17 protein-coding genes are annotated in these 22830 nt (G+C 56.5%); 1 reads left to right on the top strand and 16 read right to left on the bottom strand.

The genetic code is table 11. From position 1 onward, the window contains the following. Positions 1 to 44: 44 nt before the first annotated feature. From F3H10_RS12220 to F3H10_RS12190, 7 genes are all read right to left on the bottom strand, one after another. Complete coding sequence (locus F3H10_RS12220) at positions 45 to 929, bottom strand: phospholipase D-like domain-containing protein (protein WP_188127934.1); 885 nt, start codon at positions 927 to 929, stop codon at positions 45 to 47. Further along, positions 926 to 2875: a DUF1998 domain-containing protein gene (locus tag F3H10_RS12215; protein ID WP_149785040.1), complete on the bottom strand. Its 1950-nt coding sequence runs from the start codon at positions 2873 to 2875 to the stop codon at positions 926 to 928. The genes F3H10_RS12220 and F3H10_RS12215 overlap by 4 nt, the downstream gene beginning before the upstream one ends. Positions 2876 to 2877: 2 nt before the next feature. Next, positions 2878 to 6585, bottom strand: a complete 3708-nt coding sequence (locus tag F3H10_RS12210; RefSeq protein ID WP_149785039.1) for a helicase-related protein — start codon at positions 6583 to 6585, stop codon at positions 2878 to 2880. A 288-nt stretch (positions 6586 to 6873) separates the two neighbouring features. Further along, on the bottom strand, positions 6874 to 9315 hold the full coding sequence (locus tag F3H10_RS12205) for a DISARM anti-phage system protein DrmE domain-containing protein (protein WP_149785038.1): 2442 nt from the start codon (positions 9313 to 9315) through the stop codon (positions 6874 to 6876). A 94-nt stretch (positions 9316 to 9409) separates the two neighbouring features. Further along, positions 9410 to 11842, bottom strand: coding sequence for a hypothetical protein (locus F3H10_RS12200; protein ID WP_149785037.1), 2433 nt, complete (start codon positions 11840 to 11842; stop codon positions 9410 to 9412). A 125-nt stretch (positions 11843 to 11967) separates the two neighbouring features. Next, positions 11968 to 14433: a DrmE family protein gene (locus tag F3H10_RS12195; protein WP_149785036.1), complete on the bottom strand. Its 2466-nt coding sequence runs from the start codon at positions 14431 to 14433 to the stop codon at positions 11968 to 11970. A 387-nt stretch (positions 14434 to 14820) separates the two neighbouring features. Next, entirely contained in the window at positions 14821 to 15447 is a 627-nt protein-coding gene (locus tag F3H10_RS12190) for a hypothetical protein (RefSeq protein WP_149785035.1), read from the bottom strand. A gap of 128 nt (positions 15448 to 15575) precedes the next feature. Between F3H10_RS12190 and F3H10_RS12185 the strand changes: the two genes are divergently transcribed. Beyond that, positions 15576 to 16196, top strand: a complete 621-nt coding sequence (locus F3H10_RS12185) for a phage repressor protein (RefSeq protein WP_149785034.1) — start codon at positions 15576 to 15578, stop codon at positions 16194 to 16196. 40 nt (positions 16197 to 16236) lie between these two features. Here F3H10_RS12185 and F3H10_RS12180 read toward each other — a convergent pair whose 3' ends face one another. The 9 genes from F3H10_RS12180 to F3H10_RS12140 are packed head-to-tail and all read right to left on the bottom strand — an operon-like array spanning position 16237 to position 22830. After that, complete coding sequence (locus F3H10_RS12180) at positions 16237 to 17358, bottom strand: tyrosine-type recombinase/integrase (protein WP_149785033.1); 1122 nt, start codon at positions 17356 to 17358, stop codon at positions 16237 to 16239. 4 nt (positions 17359 to 17362) lie between these two features. Further along, complete coding sequence (locus tag F3H10_RS12175) at positions 17363 to 17983, bottom strand: hypothetical protein (RefSeq protein ID WP_149785032.1); 621 nt, start codon at positions 17981 to 17983, stop codon at positions 17363 to 17365. Positions 17984 to 18032: 49 nt separating this feature from the next. Continuing rightward, positions 18033 to 19511, bottom strand: coding sequence for a preprotein translocase subunit SecY (gene secY, locus F3H10_RS12170; protein WP_149785031.1), 1479 nt, complete (start codon positions 19509 to 19511; stop codon positions 18033 to 18035). Positions 19512 to 19513: 2 nt separating this feature from the next. Continuing rightward, positions 19514 to 20011 (bottom strand): uL15m family ribosomal protein, encoded by a 498-nt coding sequence (locus tag F3H10_RS12165; protein WP_149785030.1) that lies wholly within the window; start codon positions 20009 to 20011, stop codon positions 19514 to 19516. Further along, positions 20008 to 20472, bottom strand: a complete 465-nt coding sequence (locus F3H10_RS12160) for a 50S ribosomal protein L30 (RefSeq protein ID WP_149785029.1) — start codon at positions 20470 to 20472, stop codon at positions 20008 to 20010. The genes F3H10_RS12165 and F3H10_RS12160 overlap by 4 nt, the downstream gene beginning before the upstream one ends. Beyond that, positions 20472 to 21119 (bottom strand): 30S ribosomal protein S5, encoded by a 648-nt coding sequence (locus F3H10_RS12155; RefSeq protein WP_066413566.1) that lies wholly within the window; start codon positions 21117 to 21119, stop codon positions 20472 to 20474. The genes F3H10_RS12160 and F3H10_RS12155 overlap by 1 nt, the downstream gene beginning before the upstream one ends. After that, positions 21112 to 21669 carry a 50S ribosomal protein L18 gene (locus F3H10_RS12150; protein ID WP_149785028.1) on the bottom strand — a complete coding sequence of 186 codons (558 nt, stop codon included), beginning with the start codon at positions 21667 to 21669 and terminating at the stop codon, positions 21112 to 21114. The genes F3H10_RS12155 and F3H10_RS12150 overlap by 8 nt, the downstream gene beginning before the upstream one ends. Next, on the bottom strand, positions 21669 to 22130 hold the full coding sequence (locus F3H10_RS12145) for a 50S ribosomal protein L19e (RefSeq protein WP_149785027.1): 462 nt from the start codon (positions 22128 to 22130) through the stop codon (positions 21669 to 21671). Before F3H10_RS12145 ends, F3H10_RS12150 begins: the two co-directional genes overlap by 1 nt. Then, a complete protein-coding gene (locus tag F3H10_RS12140; protein WP_149785026.1) occupies positions 22123 to 22830 on the bottom strand; it encodes a 50S ribosomal protein L32e in 708 nt (235 codons plus the stop codon). Before F3H10_RS12140 ends, F3H10_RS12145 begins: the two co-directional genes overlap by 8 nt.

Below are 22830 nucleotides of genomic sequence, written 5' to 3'. Positions count from 1 at the left end.
GTATGTACTGGCCTTTCGTGCTCAAGACACGAGTAATATAGCAACTATATCGGTAGATCAACTGGATACGAGTACTCAAACACTTCGTCAAACACCGTCGCAGCGTCCTTGACGATGTTACCTTCGACGACGACACCGAATTCGAAGTTGGTCGAGAGGCTCGTATCGGTCAGGTTCGCGCTTCCGACGTAGCAGACCCTGTCATCTACGATGACGATCTTCGCGTGAGTCGCAAACGCTTGCGATCCTTGACTCTCGTCCCATCGGTAGAGGTCTCTCACCTCGAAGTTGTCACGGTGTTCCTCGTCGATCAGGTCCCACATCTTGTTGAGCGTCGTTCGTGTGTCGCCGTCCTCGTCTGCGGTTTCTCGGGTCAATAGTTGTGTCTCGACACCCCGCCGGGGGAGACTCGCAAGGTCGGACACGAGTTCAAGTGATGGGTCGAAGTATGGATTGGCGATCCGAACCGATGAATCGGCGTCGAACACTTGGTTGCGAATCGTAGAGGCGATGTCGGGAATCGAACGGACTGGTTGAGACGTTGGTTCGAATCCTCCCGGGAGTGTGGCCACGAACTCTACGGCATCCTGATCTGTCTGTGGGGAACGACCGTCCGATGCAATCACCGCGGCTTGCTGGGTCAGTACTCGATCTACTTCAGGAGGATCAACTTCGAAAGTGTAGGCTGCAAAGCCCCGCTCGTTGACCTCCGATTGGGTTGCTGCCCCGTTCTTCTGAAGACAGGTGAAGAGGGCAGCTGCTTCTCTGGTTGCTAGCGGCGTTTCCAGCCCTTGGTCTACGTCGGCCCGGGTTACGTCTCTGCGGCCAAGGGCCAAAATGGCATCTCGGATAGCAACGACACGGTCGAGATCGTCGAACTGGCGGACCACCGCGAAATTCGTACAGATCGTATCGTAGTCACCAGTCACACGTACTCTGACTCCCAGAACGCTGGTATTCGTCCTCTGTCGCTACCGACGAGATATCGGCGATCGAGGTCCCCATTGGCACTCTCGCAAGCGACTTCACTCATGTGGAGACACGCGTGACAGGCCCCATCCTCGTGTTCACACACGGGGTCGTACACGCACTTCTGGACGTCCGCAATCGTCTCGTCCACCCAAGGATGAATTCTCGTCTTGAACAGCGTGTGCATCCCTCCTAAGGAAAAGTGTTCGGTACTGCTCGCGTAGAGGAAGATCGCCGGGATGCTCGGCATCACGTACTCCGAGATGCTGTTGCTGTCGAGGCCACACTGACCACTCGCCGTTCGCATCAGCGCGTGGCTCATTGAGTGAAGGAGCGTGTAAACTTCCCGTGTGAGGTCGTCTTCGATTGGCGAGTAGTGGTCACGGAGTTCGTTCGTGTCTACGTTCTCCAAGAACCACTCTTTGAGGTCACTCTCGTCGTCGGTATCGGGACGCTCAACACCACGCAGTGATCCCTTCTCGTCCAACCACTCAATAATCGCAGCTCGATCCACTTGGAGGACGACGGCCTCAGAGGGAGTCTGGTCCACGTACACGGGAGTACTGTCCTCACCCCGCGGGTGTGGGAACGGCTGTAGGTCCGTCCGCGACCGTTCGGGGCGGTCGCGTGTGAATCCGAACGTGTAGTTCAGCAGAGGGAGATTATCAACCACCCACGCCGACGCGATATTCACTTTCTGGAGTTTTTCTGGATACACCTCTGCCTCCGGGTTCGATTCGAGGAAATCTTCCTGCTCCAAGAGGCCGTCTAGGGACAGGGGAGTGGGTTGCCTTTTCATTCCGTCCGTGGCGTCTAGATTCCCTTCGTATCCCTGAGTCGAGCGTATGTAGGTGAAGAGTTCGTGAGAGAGCGTCGAGTACGCCTGATCTACGTCGCTATCGCCGCCTCGCTGCGAGGGGAGCTCCACACGTTCGCGGTTCTCTTCGACGACTTCCTCCCGCGTCGAACCCTTTATCGTGTCCTCCGCGACGTCGAAGACATCCCCGAGATCCACACCACTCTCGATCATCCTTTCGACCTGCTCTGCACCCACTTTCTCCTTCAGCTCCTTGATCTGCTTCTCCCGGCGTTTGGCGTCGCGTTCGTCCGTCGTCATCCGGCCGAGTTCTTCGTAGGTCTTCCCCTCCTCTTCGACGACATCGTCAAGGTCGCCGAGGTGGGCAGCCATCAGTACGCGGGCCCAGCTCTCCCCGTATTCGATGTCGTCGCTGTATCGCTGGTCAATTGGGAGATTGACGAGGACGTCGCCCTGGGAGTAGTAGACGGAGTTGCTCGCTATCGGCCGGAAGTACACTCGTTCCTTGTTGCACTTCGTACATCGCTTCGACATATTCCCACAAAAGTCGCCACACTCGCCACAGTAGAAGTACCACGAGAGAGGATCGTTGATGTTCTGCTTGTTGAGGTAGATGTTGTCGTACCCGTGGTTCGGATTGCTACAGGGCTGCGGGTTGATCGACATCATGTTCCCGCAGTCGTGGACGAGGACGAAGGCGAATTGGCGGAGTTCACCGCCACACTCGGGGCACTCCCCGTTGGTGTAGACGAAGTGACTGGGTTCTTTCTTACTCACGACCCGGTGACAACTCCGGTTCTGACAGTACATAGTCAGGGGGTAGAGCGAGCCGACGACGCGGTTCGGTCGGCGGAAATCCACGTCGTCCACCGTGAGGTCTACCCAGGGGTCCTCGTCGTCGTTGCGGAAGCTGGATGCGTGAGTGGCGATTTGTTCCGCGACGTAATTCGCGTCAAGCGAGCTGACCTTGTCGGTCTCCCACCGGGACACCTTCATCGACAGTCCCCGTCGCCCGTAGTCGAACAGCGACTCGGGACCGAATCGGTACATCACCTGCGCCAGACCGCGTTTCATCTCTGAATCTGCCATAGTCACTGCCTCCTGTCGAACATATTCAGCACCTGTGCGGTACCCGTATCGACGTCAACCGGGAGCTGCTCGTCAATGTCTCGTAGACTCCGCATTGGTCCTCGGTCGTCCTCACTACGTTTAATCATATTACCAATCCATCCCTGGTAGCCGTCTTTCGGGTGTCCGGACATGCACCGTTCCCAGATATCCTCGAACTCCCGCTCGACTTTCCGCTCGTAGAGATCGACTGTCCGATCCTCCGCCCACTCGGGACGCTGTTCGGGCGTGACGCAGTAGGACCGTTTCACGAATTCGAGGAGTTCGTCCTTGTCGAGATCGCCTGCACGCTGCGCCTCTCGGAACGAGTCGTAGAGGTACACACGGCCGACCGAGGATTCGAGTTGTTCGTCGTAGTACTGGAGGAGCGTCGCAGCGAAGATACCCGGCATCGTACAACTCACCGCGAACTCAGCCCACCGCTCCAGCGGAGTCGCTTCAACGAGGAGGTCCTGGAAGTCGTGGTACCGGTCGAACCGCGTGTAGTGTGAGCGGTCGCGGACGTGGACCGGGTTGAACAGGTCGAAGACGGTACCCGTGACGTGACGACCGACACGGGAGTACGCCTGAATGTACTCCGCCGTCTGTCGTGGCATTCCGAAGAACGAGATGAAGTTCAGCGTGTCCACGTCAACGCCGTGGGAGATCATACTCGTCGCGTTCACTATGTCCACGGGTTCGTCGGGATCATCTGATTCGAGGCGTTCCAACACGTTTCGAACGACATCGAACCCCGTCTCACCGCTCATCACTACGGAGTTCAGCGCGTCGCGCTCCTCATCTCGTGTTTCCAGCCACGGGTTGATCATGGAGGGAACGGCACGCTGGAGACGGTCGCTGTCCACCTTCTGGATGTTGTACGCGACTTGCGTATCGTAGTACTCCAAGATCTCCAGGACAACGTTCCGTCTCTCCGAATCGTCGTCGGGGAGATCAAGGTTGACGACCTCCCCGTACGGTGTCGTTCGGTGGTGTTCCCGTTCTAACGCCGTCGGGAGTTTGTCCGGGTTCCGCTGGTAGTGCTGGATAATATCCGCGTACTCTCGAAGAACTTCGACCAACGCGTACGTCCGCGATACGTTGTGAGGGACCGAGCCAACGATGCGGCGACCGAGTCGATGGGGATCTTCGTACGCGTAGAACGACTGTTTGAGGAGCGGGCCCGGAGAGGGGTAGGTGTTCACGTCCTTCCAGTAGAGGGCGTGAACCTGGTTTTCGGCACCCTTGATCGTCGCCGTCGCGGTGACATTCTTGATGTCCCAGCCGTCACCGACCCTGTTGGCCCACTCTTGGAGGAACGTCTCGTAGTGGGAATCGAACGCACCGAACTCCTCACGGAGCAAGTGGAGTTCGTCCTGAATCAGGATAGAGGGTGGGTCTACTGCATCAACGTCCTCTACGTCTTCGTCGCAGCTGTACCGTGAGTATCCCCGGTTCGCCACCAAGCATCGATTCTCTCCCGAGAAGCCGTGCTTCGGACAGCGTTTCTTCAACCGTCCGAAGAGAGTACGGAACCGACGTTGCATTCCGACAACCGCGATCTTGTCGATAGTGCTCACCACGAAGGTTGGAGCGTATCGATAGACCTCTCGGTCGGTCACGTAGATGGGGAGCTCCTCTTCGTCGCAGTCGTCGTTCGTACAGATGTGGAGGAGGCGCATCCGGTCGTAGTCGCCGTCCAGTTCAATGGCGTCCTCACCACAGAACGGACACGTCGTCACGATCTTCCACTTCTCTGCGTATCGACTGTCTTCCTCTTTCACCAGACGGATGTTGTCGGTAAGGTTGCCGTCGTCATCCGTCTCCATCAATTGGTTCGGAGTGTTCCCGCTCCCGACGAAGTACCCGAGGCTGAACTCGTCGGTGTCAGGGCACTCACGACGGCGGATCAGTTCCGCTTGCGCGAAGACGTCCGCGATACGCTGGAGTTGCTGTAGGGAGAGTAGCCGGAGAGGAAACTTCGTGAGCGCCGTCGTTCCGTGAGCTTTTCCCCGGAGTCGATCTCGGAACGCGGTGAAGACGACGAGGCCGAGATACGCCTCGGTCTTCCCACCACCGGTAGGGAAGTAGATCACGTCAACCTCGTCTAAGCAGTGGTCCTCCGCGTCGATATCTTCGGTTTGGGCCACGATGTCCGGGATGGCCATGACGATGTAGATGATCTGGAAGAGGTACCACTCCTCGTACTTCTCCCCCATCTGGTCGAATGTCTGGTTCATGAACTTGAACGCCGCTCGACTGTGGCCCACGTCGTCCCGGATGAGCTTCCGACCTTGGTCAAAGCGCCGTCGTTCCTTCTCGAACGCCTCCAAGTTCTCGTCGAACTTCTCGCGTGCTTCGTCGCTCCGGTCGTTAAGGATCTCGGAGCGTATCGACTCGTACTGTTCCCGGGCTTCCACCATCTCCCGAGAGATGCGATCCAAGTGGGTCTCGATAGTCCCCCACGCGAAGTCACTGAACGGAGCAGAGAGCGTCTCTCGGCTACGATACTTTCGCTGCTCGTGAATCGGGACGGTCACCGTCTCTATCGTGGTGGGATCGGTCCGTTCGACGCTACAGTTGCGTCCGAGACCGTCCATCTCGGGGTCGTAGTGGTACTCGTTCCTGATCTCGTCTGAGACGAACGGTTCGATCGGAGTCTCCTCAACAGAGACGTCGGTGTTGACGTCGAAGAGGAACGCCCGCCACTCCTCCCCTTTCGGGTCGAGTGCGTCTGGGTACCCGACACCGTGTTTGTTCACGAAGGAGACGGAGACGATAATGTCGTCGTCGTCGTATTGGGCTGTGAGTGATATCTCGAAATCCCACACCGGGGTCGGCGTGTCTCCACTGAATCGTTGTTCTAAGAACGCCTCGAAGGTTTCCTCGTCTTCCAGAGCAGTTTCCGGAATCTTGTCCTCGTTACGACGGTCTACCTCTTCTGGCGGATCGGGCTCCCGGTAACGGCGTTCGTCTTGTCGGTAGGTCTCCATCGCATCCGTCACCGCATCGTCGTCCGTGAGTGGGGGTAGCTCACCATCGGATTGCGCCGCACGCTTCAGTTCGCCCGCAGTGACTGTAAGAGGGCCGACGTCAATCTGGACTCGTTCGTACACCGGTCGCAGTTCCTCTAGCGATCCGTCGTCCCCAGCGTATCCAGCGGTGTCTTCGTCTTCGGCGTCCTCCACCTCGGAGTCTTCGTCCTCTTCAGCTGGCGTGAGTGCGTCGTCCTCGGCTATCTCCGGATCGAATCCGACCGGCCCGCCGAACTCCTGTTGTTCCTCGTAAGTTGGTAGACGGCGATAGTATACCTTGGCAGTAGGATTGATCTCCACCGTCTCGTCGTCTGGAACTGACCCTGGGAGCTTAAACTGGAGCCCCATAGTGAAGGGTGCAACTCGTGTAGCGATGTTCCCGAACGCGTCGTCGGATTCCTGAGCTTCGCGGTACTGATACTGACTCGCTAACGCACCTGCGAAGAACTGATCCTTTGGGTTAACGTCGTAGACCGTTTCACCGTACTCGCCCTGCCCAGTAATCCGTTCGACGAGTCGTTCCAGGAGGACGTTATTGACAGCTTGGTGCCGCTGGTACTCCTTGTCGTCTTCTGTTATCTCGTATGCGTCGTCCGGTGGTCGAGCGTACTGACGAGAATCAGATTTAGGTGGAATTTCGCGCGGCCCGAGTCCCATATGCTCTCATCACGACAGAGTGTCATAAGTTTAGGTGGACAAGTGCGATTGGAGCCGCAAAGACATCTCGCTTGTTGATACAGATTTTCCACTGTGTGTTATTGAGTTACAGTACCTAAATGGTGAGAATCACGTGCCTGTATCAGCGACAGTACGGCCGGCGTACCTTTGGCCAGGATTTGTTGAGCAGATAGATGACCAGGATAGTTGTGCCCCGCCCGAGTTTGACGAACTATAGAGAGTCCAAGAGTCCGCGCAAGAGCTATCGTAGCAACAAATCTATTGAAGTTAGAGTTCTGCGTGTCCGATCTTATACGTGGGGACGCTCTCCTCATTGTTCACAGACTCGACAGTGAGCCGGAGGAGGTGTCTGTCCACATCAAAGTCACTCAAACGGATCTCGGGCGACTCACTGACTACTACGTCTTCAAACTCACCATTTGTCGCTGCTTGTAGCATGTGTTCCTCCAACGCTTCTCTGAGTTTCCGATAGAGATTCTCCATTTGATGTACCGCACTCCACACAGTATCGAGGTTCTCAACGACGAAGTCTAGTTCGTACGCCTCGGCGATTGCTAACATACTATTCTTAGAGCGTGTGCGACTCACGTCCTGATTGTACCAGTTTCGGTAGGTCTGTCGTGTCTTTTGGTCGCCTTCGTCCAAGTGCTGTTCCACCTGCCTGATGAAATCGTCAAGTCCGTCACCTCGATCTTCGATAGCTCTCTTGAGTAGAACACGCCAACTACTCGCGTAAAAGGCGAGCTGTGCATCACCGCGCTCTCGTATCAGATCGTAAAGACTGTCTCGCATCAGATCAGTATCTCTAAAGTGGAGGATGACATCACCTGGGCGAACGTTCTCAGCCTTCTTAGTGAATACTTCTCCGTGGTCTGACCGTAGGATTGAGACCTGTTCGTTCGGCCTGGAGTATACTTTTCCGCCCCGTTCCACCCGTAAGACAGTGCAAGTGGTCCTGGAGTTGTGATTAGTATTGGCTTCATTTGTACCGTCTCCGATTGGGTCTTCACTGGGGGTCTGATAGTCGGGATCGAACGTACGTACTAACTCTGCTAAATCTTCCTCGGCTTCTCTTCCTCGAAAATCTATGTCTTGCACAAGGTCGCTTCTGGATCCCGTTTCTGGATCAGGGACGGTGACCTGAACTAGCTCCGGCGACGGTGTCATCTCGCCACCGCAAGCTGCCTCAGTTACTTCAGCCACTAGATCCCAATCAGACCGACGCGAAACTTCCTCAAACGTCTCATTCAGCGATTCAACTTGGCTATTGAGCAATCTGAGCTCAGATGGGTAAGCAAGGATGATGACGTGGGGGGCAATGGCTAAGCGGAGCAGTGACCGCTGATCATACCGAGGAGCACCGTAGAGAATCATGTGTTCTACAGGTTCTGTCGTTCGAACACTTTTTGCGTCGTGAACTTGAAGCGATTCACCGAGGTCATTGTATAGTGATCTGTACTCTGTTTGTAGGTGAGTCACGACCGCTTGCGCTGCGTTTCCTGTCGGAGCAACTATAATGACGCTCTCGTCTTTGTCTGCGATTTCTATAAGGAGTGATACGATCTGTCCTTCTTTTTTCTCCCCAACCGGCACGTCTGGCCATCGATCCGCCAATTCTCTAATCTCAGAAACGGCATCCCTGTAGGTTCCTGCCGCTGGTGATGCGCGTGAATCTGAGCCTATACGTGACGCGTAGCGTTCAAGCTGATTGACACGCGCCGACAGCGAGCGCCTTGAGTGCGCTTCTGCGATATCTAGCGGAGACAGGAGCTCTTCAATTTGCCGAACAGCGTAGCGCAGACTACTTCGAGCACGCCAGAGCGTATCCTCGTCCATCTCTCGCACCAGTTTCTCAAACTCAAAACGAGCCGATTGCACGTTTTCTAGGAGTCCTTCAACTGTATCTCCGCCTGGTGCGTGTACCTCGATTGAGACACCTAACGCGCGATTCCTGAGTTGATCCTCTACACGGGTTATCTTGTGTCGTGAATTTGTGCCGGTGTTGAAGAGTGAAAGGGAGTCTCTACGGCGACTGTCAGTGTCCGTTGCCTCTCGAATCAGTTCTGTAGGCCAACACCATACGGACGCTTGATTAGACACGATGTCAAAGAGGTCACTCAACGGGTCACTCGTGAAGTACGAAATCGCCGGAATTCCGTTCTGGTTCCGCCACTCCCTAAGCTCTGCTAACCGCTCTTCGGTGAACTTCACCGTGTCGTCGTACAAAACACAAGCGACACGCGACCCAACTGTGTCCGTCGGAATCCGTTTACTCGTATAGGTGAAGAGGAATCTAGGGACGGGGCCATCGGGGTCACCTGTCACTCTCGATAAATAACCTTCTGCATCCACATTCGCTACCGGCCACTCAATTTCACTAAGTGAGTCCTCAGAGGGAGACCCTGGTGGAGTGAACGCTCGGAACTTCTCCCTAATCTGAGTGTCCGAACTCAGTACGAACACCATATCTCGTTCCTCACCAGTTGTCGCGGTCAAGACGTCAGCAGCAATAACGGAGAGCTGCTCGGACTTCGCCGTCGGATTCACTACACACAACTCTGAACCGGTGGTGATGCTGCGACGGATTAACGACGAGTGTAGTCTAGTCGTCTGAAGTACATCAATCGGCCGTCCGTCACGTGAGAGCGCTCCGGTGTCAATCGTCGGTAGAGGGAGAGCAGGCTTCCGGAGACCGTCCGTGAACGACATACCGCAGACAACAAAGTTCTCTCTGATATCTCTTGTCCTGGAGTAAGTCGTAACCGAACCAGATTATTGACGCCCGTTAATTACCAGTGTCCACTCACGTGAGTTCCGAGAGTGTCAAGAACGGCCAGTATTCAGGAGTGTCAGAGACGATTTCGTTAATCTTCCCTGCAGCTGGCACGGACGGTAGACGTATTCTCGCTAACAGAGTTGAGATTACTGGATGAGGAGTGACGCTCTTCCATCGATTTTCTTCTCTGTTCCTCGCATCGGTCATCTTTCGCACGACGGCAATAAGATATCCTTTACTGATTGTGACACGTGATTCGCTATCAGAACTTCGGTACGCGTCAAGGACTAACCGGTATGCCTGTAACTCATCAACTAGAGATTCAGTGACGGGCCCATTTGACTCAACGAACGATTCAATCATCTCCTTTACTATTTTTCTCGCCTCTCCTGCCCCCCGTTCTCTTCTGACTTGCTCACCCGCCAAAATAATCTCGTGTCTTCTCGCATCCAGACGGAGAAGCTCAGCAATGTCATTGTCGCCCGTCACTAATTCTCTAGCCGCTTGACAATATTCTCTCGCCTCGTAAAATTCATCATCCTCCCAACACTCTTTCGCATGTAGGAGCTCCCTGTAGTACGCAACGAGAGTCGCGTTCTCCACATCAAGATCTCTCGCAATAGAATTGATCTCCACAGCGACGAGGAAATCCTCGTCAACGTCAATAAGTAATACTTCGGTATCATCCCTGGATAAGGAATTCATTCGAGGAAAGAAGGTCGGCACTTTGTTTACTCTGCCACCACAACCATCCTCTGTGGCTTCGTCAATAGTTGCAGTGGCGCGTTCCCCAGGAGCAGGAACCGACGACAAACCACCGACCGAACAGGCAACACAGTTTGACCGTACTTGACTCACTCCTAACCGGAGAGGGCCGTGGAAAGACCACTCGTACTGTGGAATTTGAACAGGAACCCCATCTATCAGTGTCATCGCCGTATGTGGGTCAATATCTGAGTAACATACTTCTATTTCGTCTCCTTTGTCGGGGCGGTGCTCTGGCGGGAGGTCTGCTACACTTAGTTTAATCCCCATAGGTGCCACCTCGCTAACCCCTAGTCGTACGTCTCCCGACGGCCAGTCACTACCAGGTGGGAGGACGAACGGGAGACTATCCACGACACAGATACGACCACCTTGCCGACCTTCGTTCGGGAGGGTAACAACTTCATTCACCTTCGGTACATCATCTAACGCGTTTACACCGACGACAACAGACGCGTCCCTCACCTCTTCAACTCCGAATCTGGCTCTCTTCCCCTTAAGTTCTCGTCCATCGGGAACTACAATCGGAGCTCCACTATACAACCCAATGCCGTCGTTCTCGTCCTCAAATTGAATCTCTACGGAGAGGGAATCTCCCTCTTCAAGATCGCATATCGTAGGTAGTTGAGCTATGCTCCCCACTAGATGTGACGGGGTCACGCCGAGGATAGACAGTTGAAAAGAAGATACTGGCGTCGGAACTGTGTCTGAAACCCACACCGGGAAGTCCTCAACCCTACAAAAAGTTCCATCCTTATACGGTGTGATCACTGTGCACTCTACAGTATCTCCGATATCAGGTCGTTTCTCCTTCGGTACTGCCTCTACACTTACAGAGACCCCGCGTTCGCTGTATCCTGTGACCGCCATTTTGAATGGGTCGGAAACACCGAAACATCCGAGCGAGTCGGGAGTGACTGTCGGAATTCTCTCGTACAAACCCCTCGCCGTTCCGTCCGATAACGACCGTACTATGTCCACAAGGAGTACTTCACCAATTGTGGGTAGACTTCCCTCGGGCAGAACAGACGGGCTAACGGCTACGTGACTATTGAACACGTCCACAACACCGAGTTTCAACGTTGCACCCTGGAATCCGACAACGTCAGAGGACACGACAGGCAGCCCACGCCGTGACTCAAACCCCACAATTCCCTCTCCATCGCTGATCGTTTCTTCAACTTCCACTTCTACAATATCTCCTGCGGCGATCTCGCCGAAGGACAACGAGTCAAGAGCTGGAACAGCCACTGCGATACCACGTCTTACGAAGATTATCCGTGCCGGTAGTTGATCCCCGAAGTTTAGACCTTCAAGAACTTGAGGCAAGTTTACATATATCGGCTTTCCGCCGTCGTATTCTGAAAAATCGGTATTTGAGCTGTAAGTTACTTGGAATACCTCCCCTACGTCTTCTACTGGTGCTGTAGATCCAGTATTTGATAGTTGTAATTCCTGCTGTGAAAGATCTGTTCGAGAACGCATCTCCTCCAAATATTCCTTGTTAGCGTAGGGCCGCTCCACACAAACAGCCCATAAACTGTCAATAACCTTCGCCCTAATTCTCTCCCCCTCAGCGGACGCTGGTAATGGGCCCACGTTCCATTCTTCACCGTCATCAGTTTGGAGCATCGCATTTCCGCTATTGCTGAACCGAGAGATCACACCCTCAACGACGTCCGCCCCCAAACTCATTAATTTGAGTTCACAGGTGGCACTTGTAAACTTTTAGCAATTGCTGATAATGGTAGAGCAGCGGGATGACGAGCCACTATTCTTCTAGGCTGGGTTTTGGACATGCCAGAAAGAATACGGGGCAATTAGGCCCCACGCAACCGACCGATCTGAGAACTCTTGGTCTCAACACCGTCCTCTATCGAGTGGACTTCCATCCTATAGAGGTACTTCCCGATCTCGAAGTCGCTGAGGCGGATGTCTGGACTCTCCGAAAGCATTACGTCGTCAAGTGTTCCGTCGGCGGCAGACCGAAGTGCTGTCTGCCGGAGTGCTTTCTTCAGACGACCGTATATCGTCTCCATCTCCTGAACGGCGTTCCATACCTGGCTGAAGTTCTCTTTCACACCTTCGAGATCGTACGCTTCGGCGATGGCCCAGAAGCTCTTCTTCGACCGCGTCCGATGGACCTCCATCTTGTACCACCGCTCGTAGGTACCGTGTCCCTTGTCGAGACCCTGTTGTTCGATTTTCTCCACGAAATCGTCCAGGTCGTCGCCGGTCTCCTCCAAGGCAGCTTCTAGATTCACTTTCCACAGGTTCGCGTAGTAGTACAGCCCGACGTCGCCACGTTCACGGATCAACGCGTACAGTTCCTCACGTATCTCGTCGGTGTCCTCCAAGTGGACGACAACGTCGTGTTTCTTGAGCCGTGAGGCGTTCTTCTTGAACAGTTTGTCGTGGCCCTCGCGCACCGAATACACTTCGGTGTCCTTCCGGAGGTACATGGACAGGCCTTCGTCAAAGTGGACGTCAAGACAGTCGGTCTCGGTCCATCCGCCGGAGGAGGTCGTCTGTTTCGTGGCAGACGTCTCGTACTCGGTCGGGTCGAACTCTTCACTATCCTCGTAATCGGTCTCGTACCCTCGAACGATATTACCCAAGTCTTCTCCTTCGGCCTCGTCTACGGAGATGTCCCCACCGAGATCGCTCGTACTGGGCTCTTCGTACTCGGGCAGGTCAATGTCCACACGTTCGACATCTGCGGGTTCCTCCGTAGTGAGGTGAGTCAGCTTGTCGATCACGCTCCAGAACGGGGCATCCGCAATCGATTTGAAAGAATTCTCCACGGCGTCAACTTGTGAGTGGAGGAGCCCCATCTCGATCGGATACGCTAAGACGACAGCGTCAGTTGCGACATCGGTCCGGAGGAGATCGCGGTCGGCCCACCGGAGTGCACCGTAGAGGACGACGTGGTCCGTGGGATCGGCCGAGCGAACACTGTGAGTGTCGTGTATCGAGAGGTCATCACCCAGGTCACGGTAGAGGGAAGCGTGCTCAGACTGGAGGAACATCGTGAGTGCCTGCTGTTGACTCTCTGTCGCGGTAATGACAGAAATCGAGTCTCCTCTGTCCAGCGCACCGTAGAGCAGGTTGTTAACTAACACGCCCTGCTTCTTGTTGCTCGCAGGCACATCGTCCCAAATATCCTCTAACTCTTCAAGAGCCGAGACTACGTCACGGAACGTGCCAGTTGCGGGATTAGCTTCTGGGTCAGATGCGATGCGTCCCGCGAATCGATCGAGTTGCGCGAGTCGGCTCGATATCGTCGTCCGCCGTGAATGAAAGTCGGCCACGTCGAGAGGTGTCAAGAGTTCGCGGAAACTCCCCAGAGCGTATCGTATAAGTTGCTGCCCACGCTTGAGGATGTCCGCATCCAACTCCCGCGTCAAGTACTCGAACTTCGCTCGGCGGTTGTTCGCTCGTTTTAGTGCCTTGAGAATTTCTCCGTCGCCACACGTATGAACGTCGATAGAGAGGCCCGAAACGCGGTTCTGCTCTCGTCTGGCGACGACCTGAGAACGTCGAGTCGTCGGACTCACCTCCTCGTCGGTACGCATCCACTCGTTCCCACTATTGAGATCACTTTCGACTACGGCGGACAACAGCCGAGGTGGCCACGACCACAGGAATGCTCGTCCTCGTAGTTTCTCCACGAGGTCTGACGTCGGATTACTCGTGAAGTAGACTATCGCAGGCACGTCGTTTCGCTTTTTCCACTTCAGTAATCGGAGGAGGCGTTCTTCGTCGTACTTTACGGAGTCGTCATAGATCACACATCGAATTCGATCTCCGACATCGTCCGAAGGAATGCGCGTGCTCGTGTACGAGAAGAGGAACCGTGCAGGCTTATCGGGATGATTGAGATTCTTCGTGACCGTCGCTAGGGATCCATCTTGCGTCACATTAGCTATCGGAGTTTCCTCACGCGCGTAGCAAGATTTGTCGTGTGGTGGCCGTATCGACGTCGGAGACAGTTGTCTGAACCGTTCGCGGAATGCCGTGTTGGAGCTGAGCAGAAACACCGCGTTACGACCATCTACCTTGGGTCCAAAGAGAGCTTCAAGCGCGTGGAGGTGTAAAAACTCGGATCTGTCAGATGGTGTCACGATGACGAGATCCTGACCACGCTCTACCATCGCGTTGAGGAGGCCTGCGTGTACTCTCGTTGAGGCCGGGAAGTGGACTAGTCGCTCTTCATCGGCGAGATTGCCGGACGAGATGAACGGAGAATTTACCGCGGGTGTATCGAAGAGCGCGTTGAGTGACACGTCTCTGACAAAGTGAGTAGTGTTGGAAATAGTTTACTGAAGGTTTCGCAATTCAGGTACGCCGACGAGGAGACACGAATATCGACTGTATAACTCGAACTATTGATACACGAACTTTTGGTTCCACACGTAAGGAACGAACTCTGCCAAGCGGCGTTTAACTACGTCAGAGGAGTTTCCACTCACGTCTCGTTGTGTTTTGAGTACCGGATGATCTAGTTCAACATACGGAATTGGTGTTTTGAGTCGAATAGAAAGGCGGAAAACGAACCGCTACGCTCCGCTACAGCCGGTATACCTCATACTAACCGCATCAGAATTAGTATAATTTCTCCCCACTATTCTATTAAAAGAATGAAGGAGGTGGCTTCGTGAATGAATCCGACATCAGTCTGCAACCTCCTTAGTTGTAGATCCCGTGTTGAACTTGTTCACAGAGAGGGGTTCACCGTGAATTCCTTCGAAGTCGATCAAGATCCCCTTCTGGGACTCCTTCTTTTCTAATGACCCGTATTGGTCGATTTTAGTCGGATCGTGCGCCCAAGCAAATCCGTCAGGACCAACAGTACCGTTCTCTCCATCACCGTGAATCATGTCGTCGATCAGGTCGTAAGCGTATCTCCGGCTGACGTTTGCTACGCCACAGACATTCTTTGGGAGTATCTTGATGGCACCCTGATCTTCGTTGCGGAGATTGTCTGCGTACTGGACTATTGATGCGATCTTCGATTGCTTGCTGGTTTTTTCGACACCAATATCGCCAAAGGCATCTAAGCGCTCTCGGAGTCGGGTGTTCTCTTTTTCAACTTCCTCAACTCTGATCAGTAGCTCTTCGATGAAGTCAAGCGTTCGAAACGTTTTTTCAATGAGACCAGCGTTAGAGGAAAGTGCTTCCCCCGACAGCTCGGTCACAAACGTCTGAACAGCGAGATCGTGGTGACGATCTTCGGGCTCATTCTCTTCGATGACACGCGCCTTGTCGTAATTCCGGTTTGGGTCGTCATCCTCGTCCATGGAGTTCTCGGATAAACGAATGGGCCCGTGGTATATAAACTTTGTATAAAACCTATACTGGATAAGAATAGATATAGTATTATAATCTATTGCGCAAAAGTTATTTGATACGGGTTTGTGTTTTGTACATGGATCTATCAGAGACCGACTGGGGGATCTTAGAGGTGTGTTCCGAGAATAGAGAGACGAGATCGAATTTGTCTGTACTGGTTGATGTGACTCCCAATTACGTGAGTAAAGAACTCAGCAAGCTAACCGAGATAGAACTGGTTGAAGAGGTAGGGCCCGCTGAAAGGAGTGGAATGTACATTACGACTGCTAAAGGAGATTTTGTGCTTGGTAAAAGAGAAAAATATGAGAAGCAGCACAGCGAACTGTTCGGTGCGTTAGTTACGTCTTCGATAGAGATAGCAGACGAGCTCAACGAACAGGTCGATGACCGGGAGATCGGACCAAACGATATCGTCCTCACGAGTGTGGATGCCTATGACCAGTTGTGTAGTCTATCAGACATGACGAGTATAACGCCTCAAAAAGCAAAAGACGTGAGTCAGTACGACAACATCTACGCCGTGTATGGGGTTCTATACGAATTGTATTTCCACGACTTGCTCAGCCGAACCTCGAATAAAGGGGAGTACAAGATCACTGAACGGGGCCGAGAGCTCCTCAACAATACTACACCAGCAGCTACTACCCCAGAAAATATCAACCGCATCTGGAATACACTCCCAGAAAAGCGTGAGTGATCAGCCCGAACCAGACCAGTAGTCTATAATCAGCTGTTTATTACATTGCTTTTTGATAGTCTGAGGCTATCTGATCGTCGTCGTCCTCAACATAGTCCATCGTCTGTTCGATACGCGCGTGCCCCGCAATACGCCTGACCTGATGAAGTCCCAACGACTCACAATCGTTCACCCAGTGAGAAATAGCAGATCTCCGAATCCGATGAGTCGTAACGAACCACTCTTTAATTTCATCGTTAGGACCCGAATCGGCCGGACGTAGAGGTCGCTGTACTCCAGCATTCTTGGCTGCTTGCTTGACGATGTTATTGATCTGCGGTCCCGGCATTTTGGAACTTTGAGTGGTGACCAAGATATTCCCCGAGTTGGGTTCCACTGCGGACGAAAAGGAATGACGAACTCTTCGGCACCACCGCTTCAGTTGGAATCGGAATTCTTCCGGGAAGTAAACATCGCGTCTGATTAGATCGCTATGTTCCTTCGGGTTCAACTTGGCACTTCGAACATTAATCTTGCACTCCTCCCAGTCGATCTGATCGATATCCAATCTCGATAGTTCGACGCTCCGACAGCCAGTATACCAGTTTAATCTCACCGCGATCTCGTTTCGAAGGCGCGCTTCCGGTGTCTTACCCGATACCGACTCAAACAGTCGCTCAATTTGATCCGGTTTGAGAGCGAGAATATCGCTCGAACCGTCCCGAACACCATCGATATCGTCACCCGCGAGATCGTGTTGGAGTTTGTACTCTGCCTTGTTCTCGTGGATGTTGTAATCCTCTTTCAGGTTGATCGTATCCCGATCCTTACACGGGTGACCGTTTTCGAGTTTGAGTCGCTCCTCCGCAGCGTCGTTTTGGACGATACTGTAGAATGACTGTACGGAGCGATAATACGAACCCCGAGTCGTATCCGCAAGGTGTGAGTTCACCTGAATGTATCCTTTAACGTCGTCAGTCGTAGCAGCGAGAGGATCGATATTATTTGATTCACAGAACGCCAACCAGTAGCGTACTTCACGACGTCGGGTTGTGATTGTGGACTCTTTCGTCCCGTCCTTTTGCTGTTTGAGACTCTCCACATATAGGCCTAGTAACTCTTCACATTCGCTACTGATCGACTTGTCATCAGGTGTTAAAAACTGGCCCTTGTTATTCCGCATACTATCACACTCTCATCCAGTGGCGCGTTCCATCAACGATCGCGCTATGGACACCCTCAGTAGTGTTTTGTTCCAAGTGGAGCAGTGCCTGTCGCACCTTGTGTTCGGGCTCACGCATATCAGTCGAGATGCGTTGTGCCGACCCGTCGATCATCACGTCAGTTGACGGGTCCATTCCGGCTTCAACAATAAATTCGACGTAGTCCTCTGAGGTCATATCCTCCTTCCCACCCATATCCCTGAGGACGTGGTCCGGGATATCAGACGGGTATACCGGTAATCGCGGCAAAATATCCATCGAGAGTCCTTCGATAGACTCATCTTCTCCATCATCATCTACAGTCGCAGCTAATGTGTCGATTTTACGATTTACAGCGTTGGCCGTCGATTGTAGGTCGTCAATCCGGTTCTCGATCCCTGTCGTGTCGATATCTACAGAGTCCGTCCCTCCGAGATTCTCAACCGTTTTGACATGCGTATACTCGTTATTGATCTCCCTATCAACAGCGCGGCGGACGAGGGAAGTGAGAGTTTCACCGTCTTCCAGAGCGTCCTTCCACTCCTCTTTCTTCGAGGGCGGAACACGGACGTTGAGTTTGACTTTGCTGTGTGAGCCGCTGGCCATACCCGCGGCTACGTGGACTTACTAAATAAAGTGTGGGACCCCAATGGGGTTACTCGTTACCGAACATCTGGCGCATCATCGGGTGCATCTCCATGAGCTGCTCCTCTGCGATCTCCTCGTACAGCTTGTACGTGATGGAGACCGCGAGCAGCAGGCCCGTACCGGAGACCTGTCCGATGGTGCCGAGCAAGTTCGCCATGACGGCGAGCAGCCCGACGAGCGCGCCGCCGATGACGGTCACCTGCGGGATGTACCGCTCCATGACCTTCTCGACGACCTGCGGGTTCCGACGGAACCCGGGGATCTGCATCCCGGAGTTCTGGATCTGCTCCGCGGTCGCCTCCGGCCCCATGCCGGTGGTCTCGACCCAGAAGATCGCGAAGATCGCCCCGCCGACGACCATGAACAACAGGTCGATGGCGAGCCGAACGGCGATCATCCACGGCTCGACCGACGCCGGGATCTCCCCGAGGAACCACATCCACTCGGTCCGCGACTGGATCGGGTTCAGGTAGTAGAACAGGCCCGAGAGGGGCTGTCCCTGGTCGCTGTAGGTCCCGAGCCATCCGGGCATCCCCGCCCACTGCGAGGAGAGGATCTGGCCGAGGAACTGGACGTTCGCCTGCAGCGCGCGAACGAGGATCATCGGCAGGACGGACGCGTAGATGAGCTTCACGGGGAAGCGACCGCGAGCGCCCTTCACGCGGGCGTGTGACAGCGGGATCTCGACGCGGACCGACTCCGCGTACACGACGATCCCGAAGATGAACACCGTCGTGAAGAGCGCCAGAACGTTGCCCGGATCGAAAAGCAGGTTCTGGAGCCCCTCGGCCGTGAACGGCGACAACGAGACGGGAACGTCGCCGAAGACGATCCCGTACCAACTCGCGAAGAAGCCGGGCGCGCCGAGCGCCGAGAAGCTGAAGAAGCCCCCGACGATCTGCTGGCTGACGGCGGCGATGATGAACAGCCCCACGCCGGAGCCGACGCCCCACTTGCTCACGATCTCGTCCATGAACAGGATGAGGACGCCGCCGACGAAGATCTGCGCGAAGATCAGTACCTCGACGCCGAACTCGCCGATCCCGAGGGCCTGTCCGACGGCCTGATCGGCTGGAAGGAACTCGCCGGTGAACACCATCGGCGCGGCCGTGAGCGCGGTGACGATGATCACGAGCAGCTTCTGGAGGCCCTGATACAGGACCTGATCGCGCGGGTCGTCCGTATCGAGGCCGAGCAGGTTCGCACCGCCGAGCAGCTGCAAGACGATCGACGCCGTGACGATCGGCCCGATGCCGACCTGTAACAGCGAGCCCGACTCCCCGGCCAACACCGAGCGGAACTGCCCGAAGAAGTCGCTCCCCTGTCCGGCCGCCAGGCCGAACGGATTGATGTTGGTCAAAAAGAAGTAGACGAGCAGGATCCCCGCCGTCCACATGAGCTTACGTCTGAACGGGACGTGACCCGCGGGCCGCTCCACGACGGGCATCCGCGAGAGCACCGGTTCGGCGACCTCCTTCCAACTCATCGTTACGCCTCGTGGGTCTCGTCGTCGGAAGTGTTTTCTGCTTCGTCGGCGGCCTCCTCGGCGCGCTCCGAGAGCGTCGCCTCGCCGCCGGCGGACTCGATCCCCTCGACCGCGCCGGCCGTGAACGCGTCGGCGGTGACGTGGAGCTCACGGCGGACCTGTCCGCCGCCGAGCACCTTCACCACGTCGGCGTCGTGGCCGTCCTCGACGACGTCGCGGGCGTCGATGACGTACGCGTCGCCGTCCTCCTCGGCGAGGTCCTCCGCGACGTACAGCGCCGCGTCCTCGTCGAGCTTCTGGGCTTTGACCTCGAGGACCTCCGTCTTCGAGTCCTCGGGGCGCTTGAAGCCGTGCTTGCCGAGCGGTCCGTAGTTGTGATACTCGTGTTTCGAGCGGCCGGCGGCGCCGCGACCGCCGCGGTGACCGGCACCGCGCCGGTTCTTGTGGGTCCCGCCGCCGTGGGTTCGGGAGCCGCGCTGTCGGCGATTCTTGTTCGTCATCGCATCGCCTCCAGGAGCGAGTCGATCTCCTCGGTGGAGTGGCGACCGAGCTCGCCTCCCTCGATGATCGGGTGTTTGATGCCGTCGTGGCCGCCGCGCGGAGCGTGAAGCCGGAGCGTCGGGGAGAGGCCCTGCTCGCGCAGCGTCGTCTCCTCCGCGACGATCGCCTCGGCCAGCGCCGCCACGTCGTCGTAGTCGGTGTGTTCCGCGACCCACTCGTCGTCGACGTCGGCGTCGCCCTCGATGGGCTCGCCGCGCCGCTCGATGGTGGCCGCCACCGTCTCGACGCTCGGCTCGCCGAAGGCGACGAGGTCGTTTACCTTCGTGATCATGCCGCGGTAGGAGTCGGTCTCCGGAACGAACGTCGCGTGGTTGACGCGCCCGACGTTCAGCATGTCGAGCGTGTCGACGACGCCCTCGTTCACGTTGACCTCCCCGCGGAGCTGAACGATCGCCTGCATCACTCGCTCACCTCGTCGTAGTGGACCTGTCGCGCGTGCTGGGGCGTGCGGGACTGCGCCGCGTTCTCCAGGGCGTTGAACGTCGCCTTCGCGAGGTTGACGGTGGTCCGGGTGTTGCCGTCGGAGTTCGTCCAGGCGTCCTCGACGCCGGCGAGCTCCAGGATGTTCCGCACCGTCTCCGCGGCGGCCAGCCCGAGCCCCTGCGGGGCGGGCTTGATCTCCACGGTGACGGAGCCGGCCTTCCCCTTCGCCGTCCGGGTCAGCGAGTTCGTGCCGCCGGGCTGGTCCTCCCAGGAACCCGAGCCGCGGTCGACCTCGATGACGTTCAGCTTCGCGACGTCGATCGCCTTCTGGATCGCGCCGCCGACCTGGTCGTCCCGCGCCTGCGCGTAGCCGAGGTAGCCGTCGCGGTTACCCACCGCCACGACACACCGGAACTTCACGCGTCGGCCGGAGTCGGTCATGCGCTGGACCATGTTGATGTCCAGCACCTCGTCTTCGAGCCCCGGGAGGAGCTGGTCGACGATCTCGGCCTCCTTCAGCGGGAGTCCGGAGTCGAGCGCCTGTTCCATCGACGTGATGTCGCCGTTCTGTACCTTGCGGCCGAGCCGCGTTCGCGGTTCCCAGCCGTCGTTATGTCTACTCATGGTCCTCCTGTAGCTCATCGAGCACGGAATCGAAGTGCTCGGGTAAGTCGTCGGCGTCGAACTCCCCGCTGTACAGCGGCTCGTCGAGCTGCTCGGCGTACGCGGCGATGTGCTCGCCTCGCGTGCGCGACCAGTCGGCCAGCACGTCGTCGTTGTGGGGGATCTCGAGACCGGCGTCGATCGCTCCTTCCTGTACCGCGAACGTCTTGTTGCCGGGCGTCGCCGTGTTGAGCCCGATGTCGAGGACGGCCTCGTCGAGGCCGGCGTCGACCGCGCGAGCGCCCGCGAGGTACCCCGTGAGGTACGCGCTGGGGAGGTTGCCCGTCGGGGCGTCCCAGCCGTACTCAGCGAGGTCCTCGCTGGAGGCGGCCGCGTGGGTCTCGTCGCCGTCGGGTCCGGGGGTGACCAGCTGCGCCCTGACGTGAGCGTTGCTCACCCGGGCGACCAGGCGAGGCTTGCCCGATTTCAGCAGGCGCAACCTCTGGTGGTAGTCGGTCCGGACCTCGCGGCGGCGCCGCATCGGCACCTTGTATCGTGGTCCTGTCGCCATTAGTCGTTCACCTCGTAGCCGTACTGCGTCCGGATGTACGCCTCCAGTCGGGCGACGTCCTCGAACTCGCCGCCGCTCGCCTTGTTGTAAAGCGTGCGGTACTCCGTGGCGTCGAGGACGTCCTCCTCGTCACGCAGCTCCTTCAGACGGGCCCGCTGTGCGCGGATCCGCGCCTTCCAGTCGTCCTTGGTGTTCTGTCGCGCGCCGGCTTTCCCCTTCCGGGAGCCAGCACCCGTCTTGTGGCCGTACGAGCGCTTCTCCGCGCGCTCGCGGGCCCGACCGCGGGAGTTCGTCTTCGCGTCCTTCGCGCGGATCGTTCCCTGATCGATGAGTTCGCGAACGTCCTCGCGGGTGATCGCGTCCTCGATCTCCTCCTGGGCCTCGGGGTCGAGCCAGACGCGGCCCTTGCCGACGTCGAGCTCGTCCGCGGCGAGTCGTTTCTGGGCTTTCAGGTCACTCATCGTTCACCTCCACCTCGACGTAGGTCGGGTTCAACACGCGGATCCCGCGCTCCTCCGCCTCGTCCTCGATCAGTTCGCGCTTGCGCCCGCCGACCTTCGAGGCGATCCGCACCGCCTGTACGTCGCCGTCGACGCCCTCGAGGTCGTCCGTGTTGTGAACGCGGACCTCCTCGAAGCCGCTCGGATGAAGGTCGCGAGACGCCGTCGGCGAGCGGAAGCCCGCCTCGACGACGGGACCCTTCGCCTTCATGCGGCGCCGCTGTTTGGAGAGCCCGCCGCGCGGCTTGCGCCACGACGTCGGGATCCGCTTCTTCTTGTGGTAGTCCTGCCGGTTGAACTGCGGTTTCCCCTCGCGGTGCTTCTGTGCGAGCGCGCGAGCGGTCTCGTCGTCCAGTTCCGGCGTCTTCTCGGCGTGGCCGCGGGGACGAAGCTCCGTCTCGACCGCCTCGTCGGAGTCGGCCTCCGCCGCCTCCTCCTCGTCGGTCTCGTCTTCGATCTCCGCTTCGGCCTCCTCGTCGACCTCCAGACCGCCGACGTCGGCTTTGATACGCGCGGCGAGCGCGTTACCGACGCCGTCGACCTCGGAGAGCTCCGACTGGGAGGCGGCTTTCACGTCCTCGACCGTCTCGTAGCCGGCCTCTCGAAGGGCGTCCGCCTTCGAGGGACCGACGCCGCTGATGTCTTCGAGTTCCTCGGCCAT

The sequence above is a fragment of the Halorubrum aquaticum genome, assembly GCF_900113615.1.
Lineage (GTDB): Archaea > Halobacteriota > Halobacteria > Halobacteriales > Haloferacaceae > Halorubrum > Halorubrum aquaticum.
This window is presented reverse-complemented; position numbering and strand designations above follow the sequence as displayed.

Coding starts and splice junctions, on each gene's coding strand:
- F3H10_RS12215 (WP_149785040.1), bottom strand. CDS start 2,875: ATGGCAGATTCAGAGATGAAACGCGGTCTGGCGCAGGTGATGTACCGA.
- F3H10_RS12210 (WP_149785039.1), bottom strand. CDS start 6,585: ATGGGACTCGGGCCGCGCGAAATTCCACCTAAATCTGATTCTCGTCAG.
- F3H10_RS12205 (WP_149785038.1), bottom strand. CDS start 9,315: ATGTCGTTCACGGACGGTCTCCGGAAGCCTGCTCTCCCTCTACCGACG.
- F3H10_RS12200 (WP_149785037.1), bottom strand. CDS start 11,842: ATGAGTTTGGGGGCGGACGTCGTTGAGGGTGTGATCTCTCGGTTCAGC.
- F3H10_RS12190 (WP_149785035.1), bottom strand. CDS start 15,447: ATGGACGAGGATGACGACCCAAACCGGAATTACGACAAGGCGCGTGTC.
- F3H10_RS12185 (WP_149785034.1), top strand. CDS start 15,576: ATGGATCTATCAGAGACCGACTGGGGGATCTTAGAGGTGTGTTCCGAG.
- F3H10_RS12180 (WP_149785033.1), bottom strand. CDS start 17,358: ATGCGGAATAACAAGGGCCAGTTTTTAACACCTGATGACAAGTCGATC.
- F3H10_RS12175 (WP_149785032.1), bottom strand. CDS start 17,983: ATGGCCAGCGGCTCACACAGCAAAGTCAAACTCAACGTCCGTGTTCCG.
- secY (WP_149785031.1), bottom strand. CDS start 19,511: ATGAGTTGGAAGGAGGTCGCCGAACCGGTGCTCTCGCGGATGCCCGTC.
- F3H10_RS12165 (WP_149785030.1), bottom strand. CDS start 20,011: ATGACGAACAAGAATCGCCGACAGCGCGGCTCCCGAACCCACGGCGGC.
- F3H10_RS12160 (WP_149785029.1), bottom strand. CDS start 20,472: ATGCAGGCGATCGTTCAGCTCCGCGGGGAGGTCAACGTGAACGAGGGC.
- F3H10_RS12155 (WP_066413566.1), bottom strand. CDS start 21,119: ATGAGTAGACATAACGACGGCTGGGAACCGCGAACGCGGCTCGGCCGC.
- F3H10_RS12150 (WP_149785028.1), bottom strand. CDS start 21,669: ATGGCGACAGGACCACGATACAAGGTGCCGATGCGGCGCCGCCGCGAG.
- F3H10_RS12145 (WP_149785027.1), bottom strand. CDS start 22,130: ATGAGTGACCTGAAAGCCCAGAAACGACTCGCCGCGGACGAGCTCGAC.
- F3H10_RS12140 (WP_149785026.1), bottom strand. CDS start 22,830: ATGGCCGAGGAACTCGAAGACATCAGCGGCGTCGGTCCCTCGAAGGCG.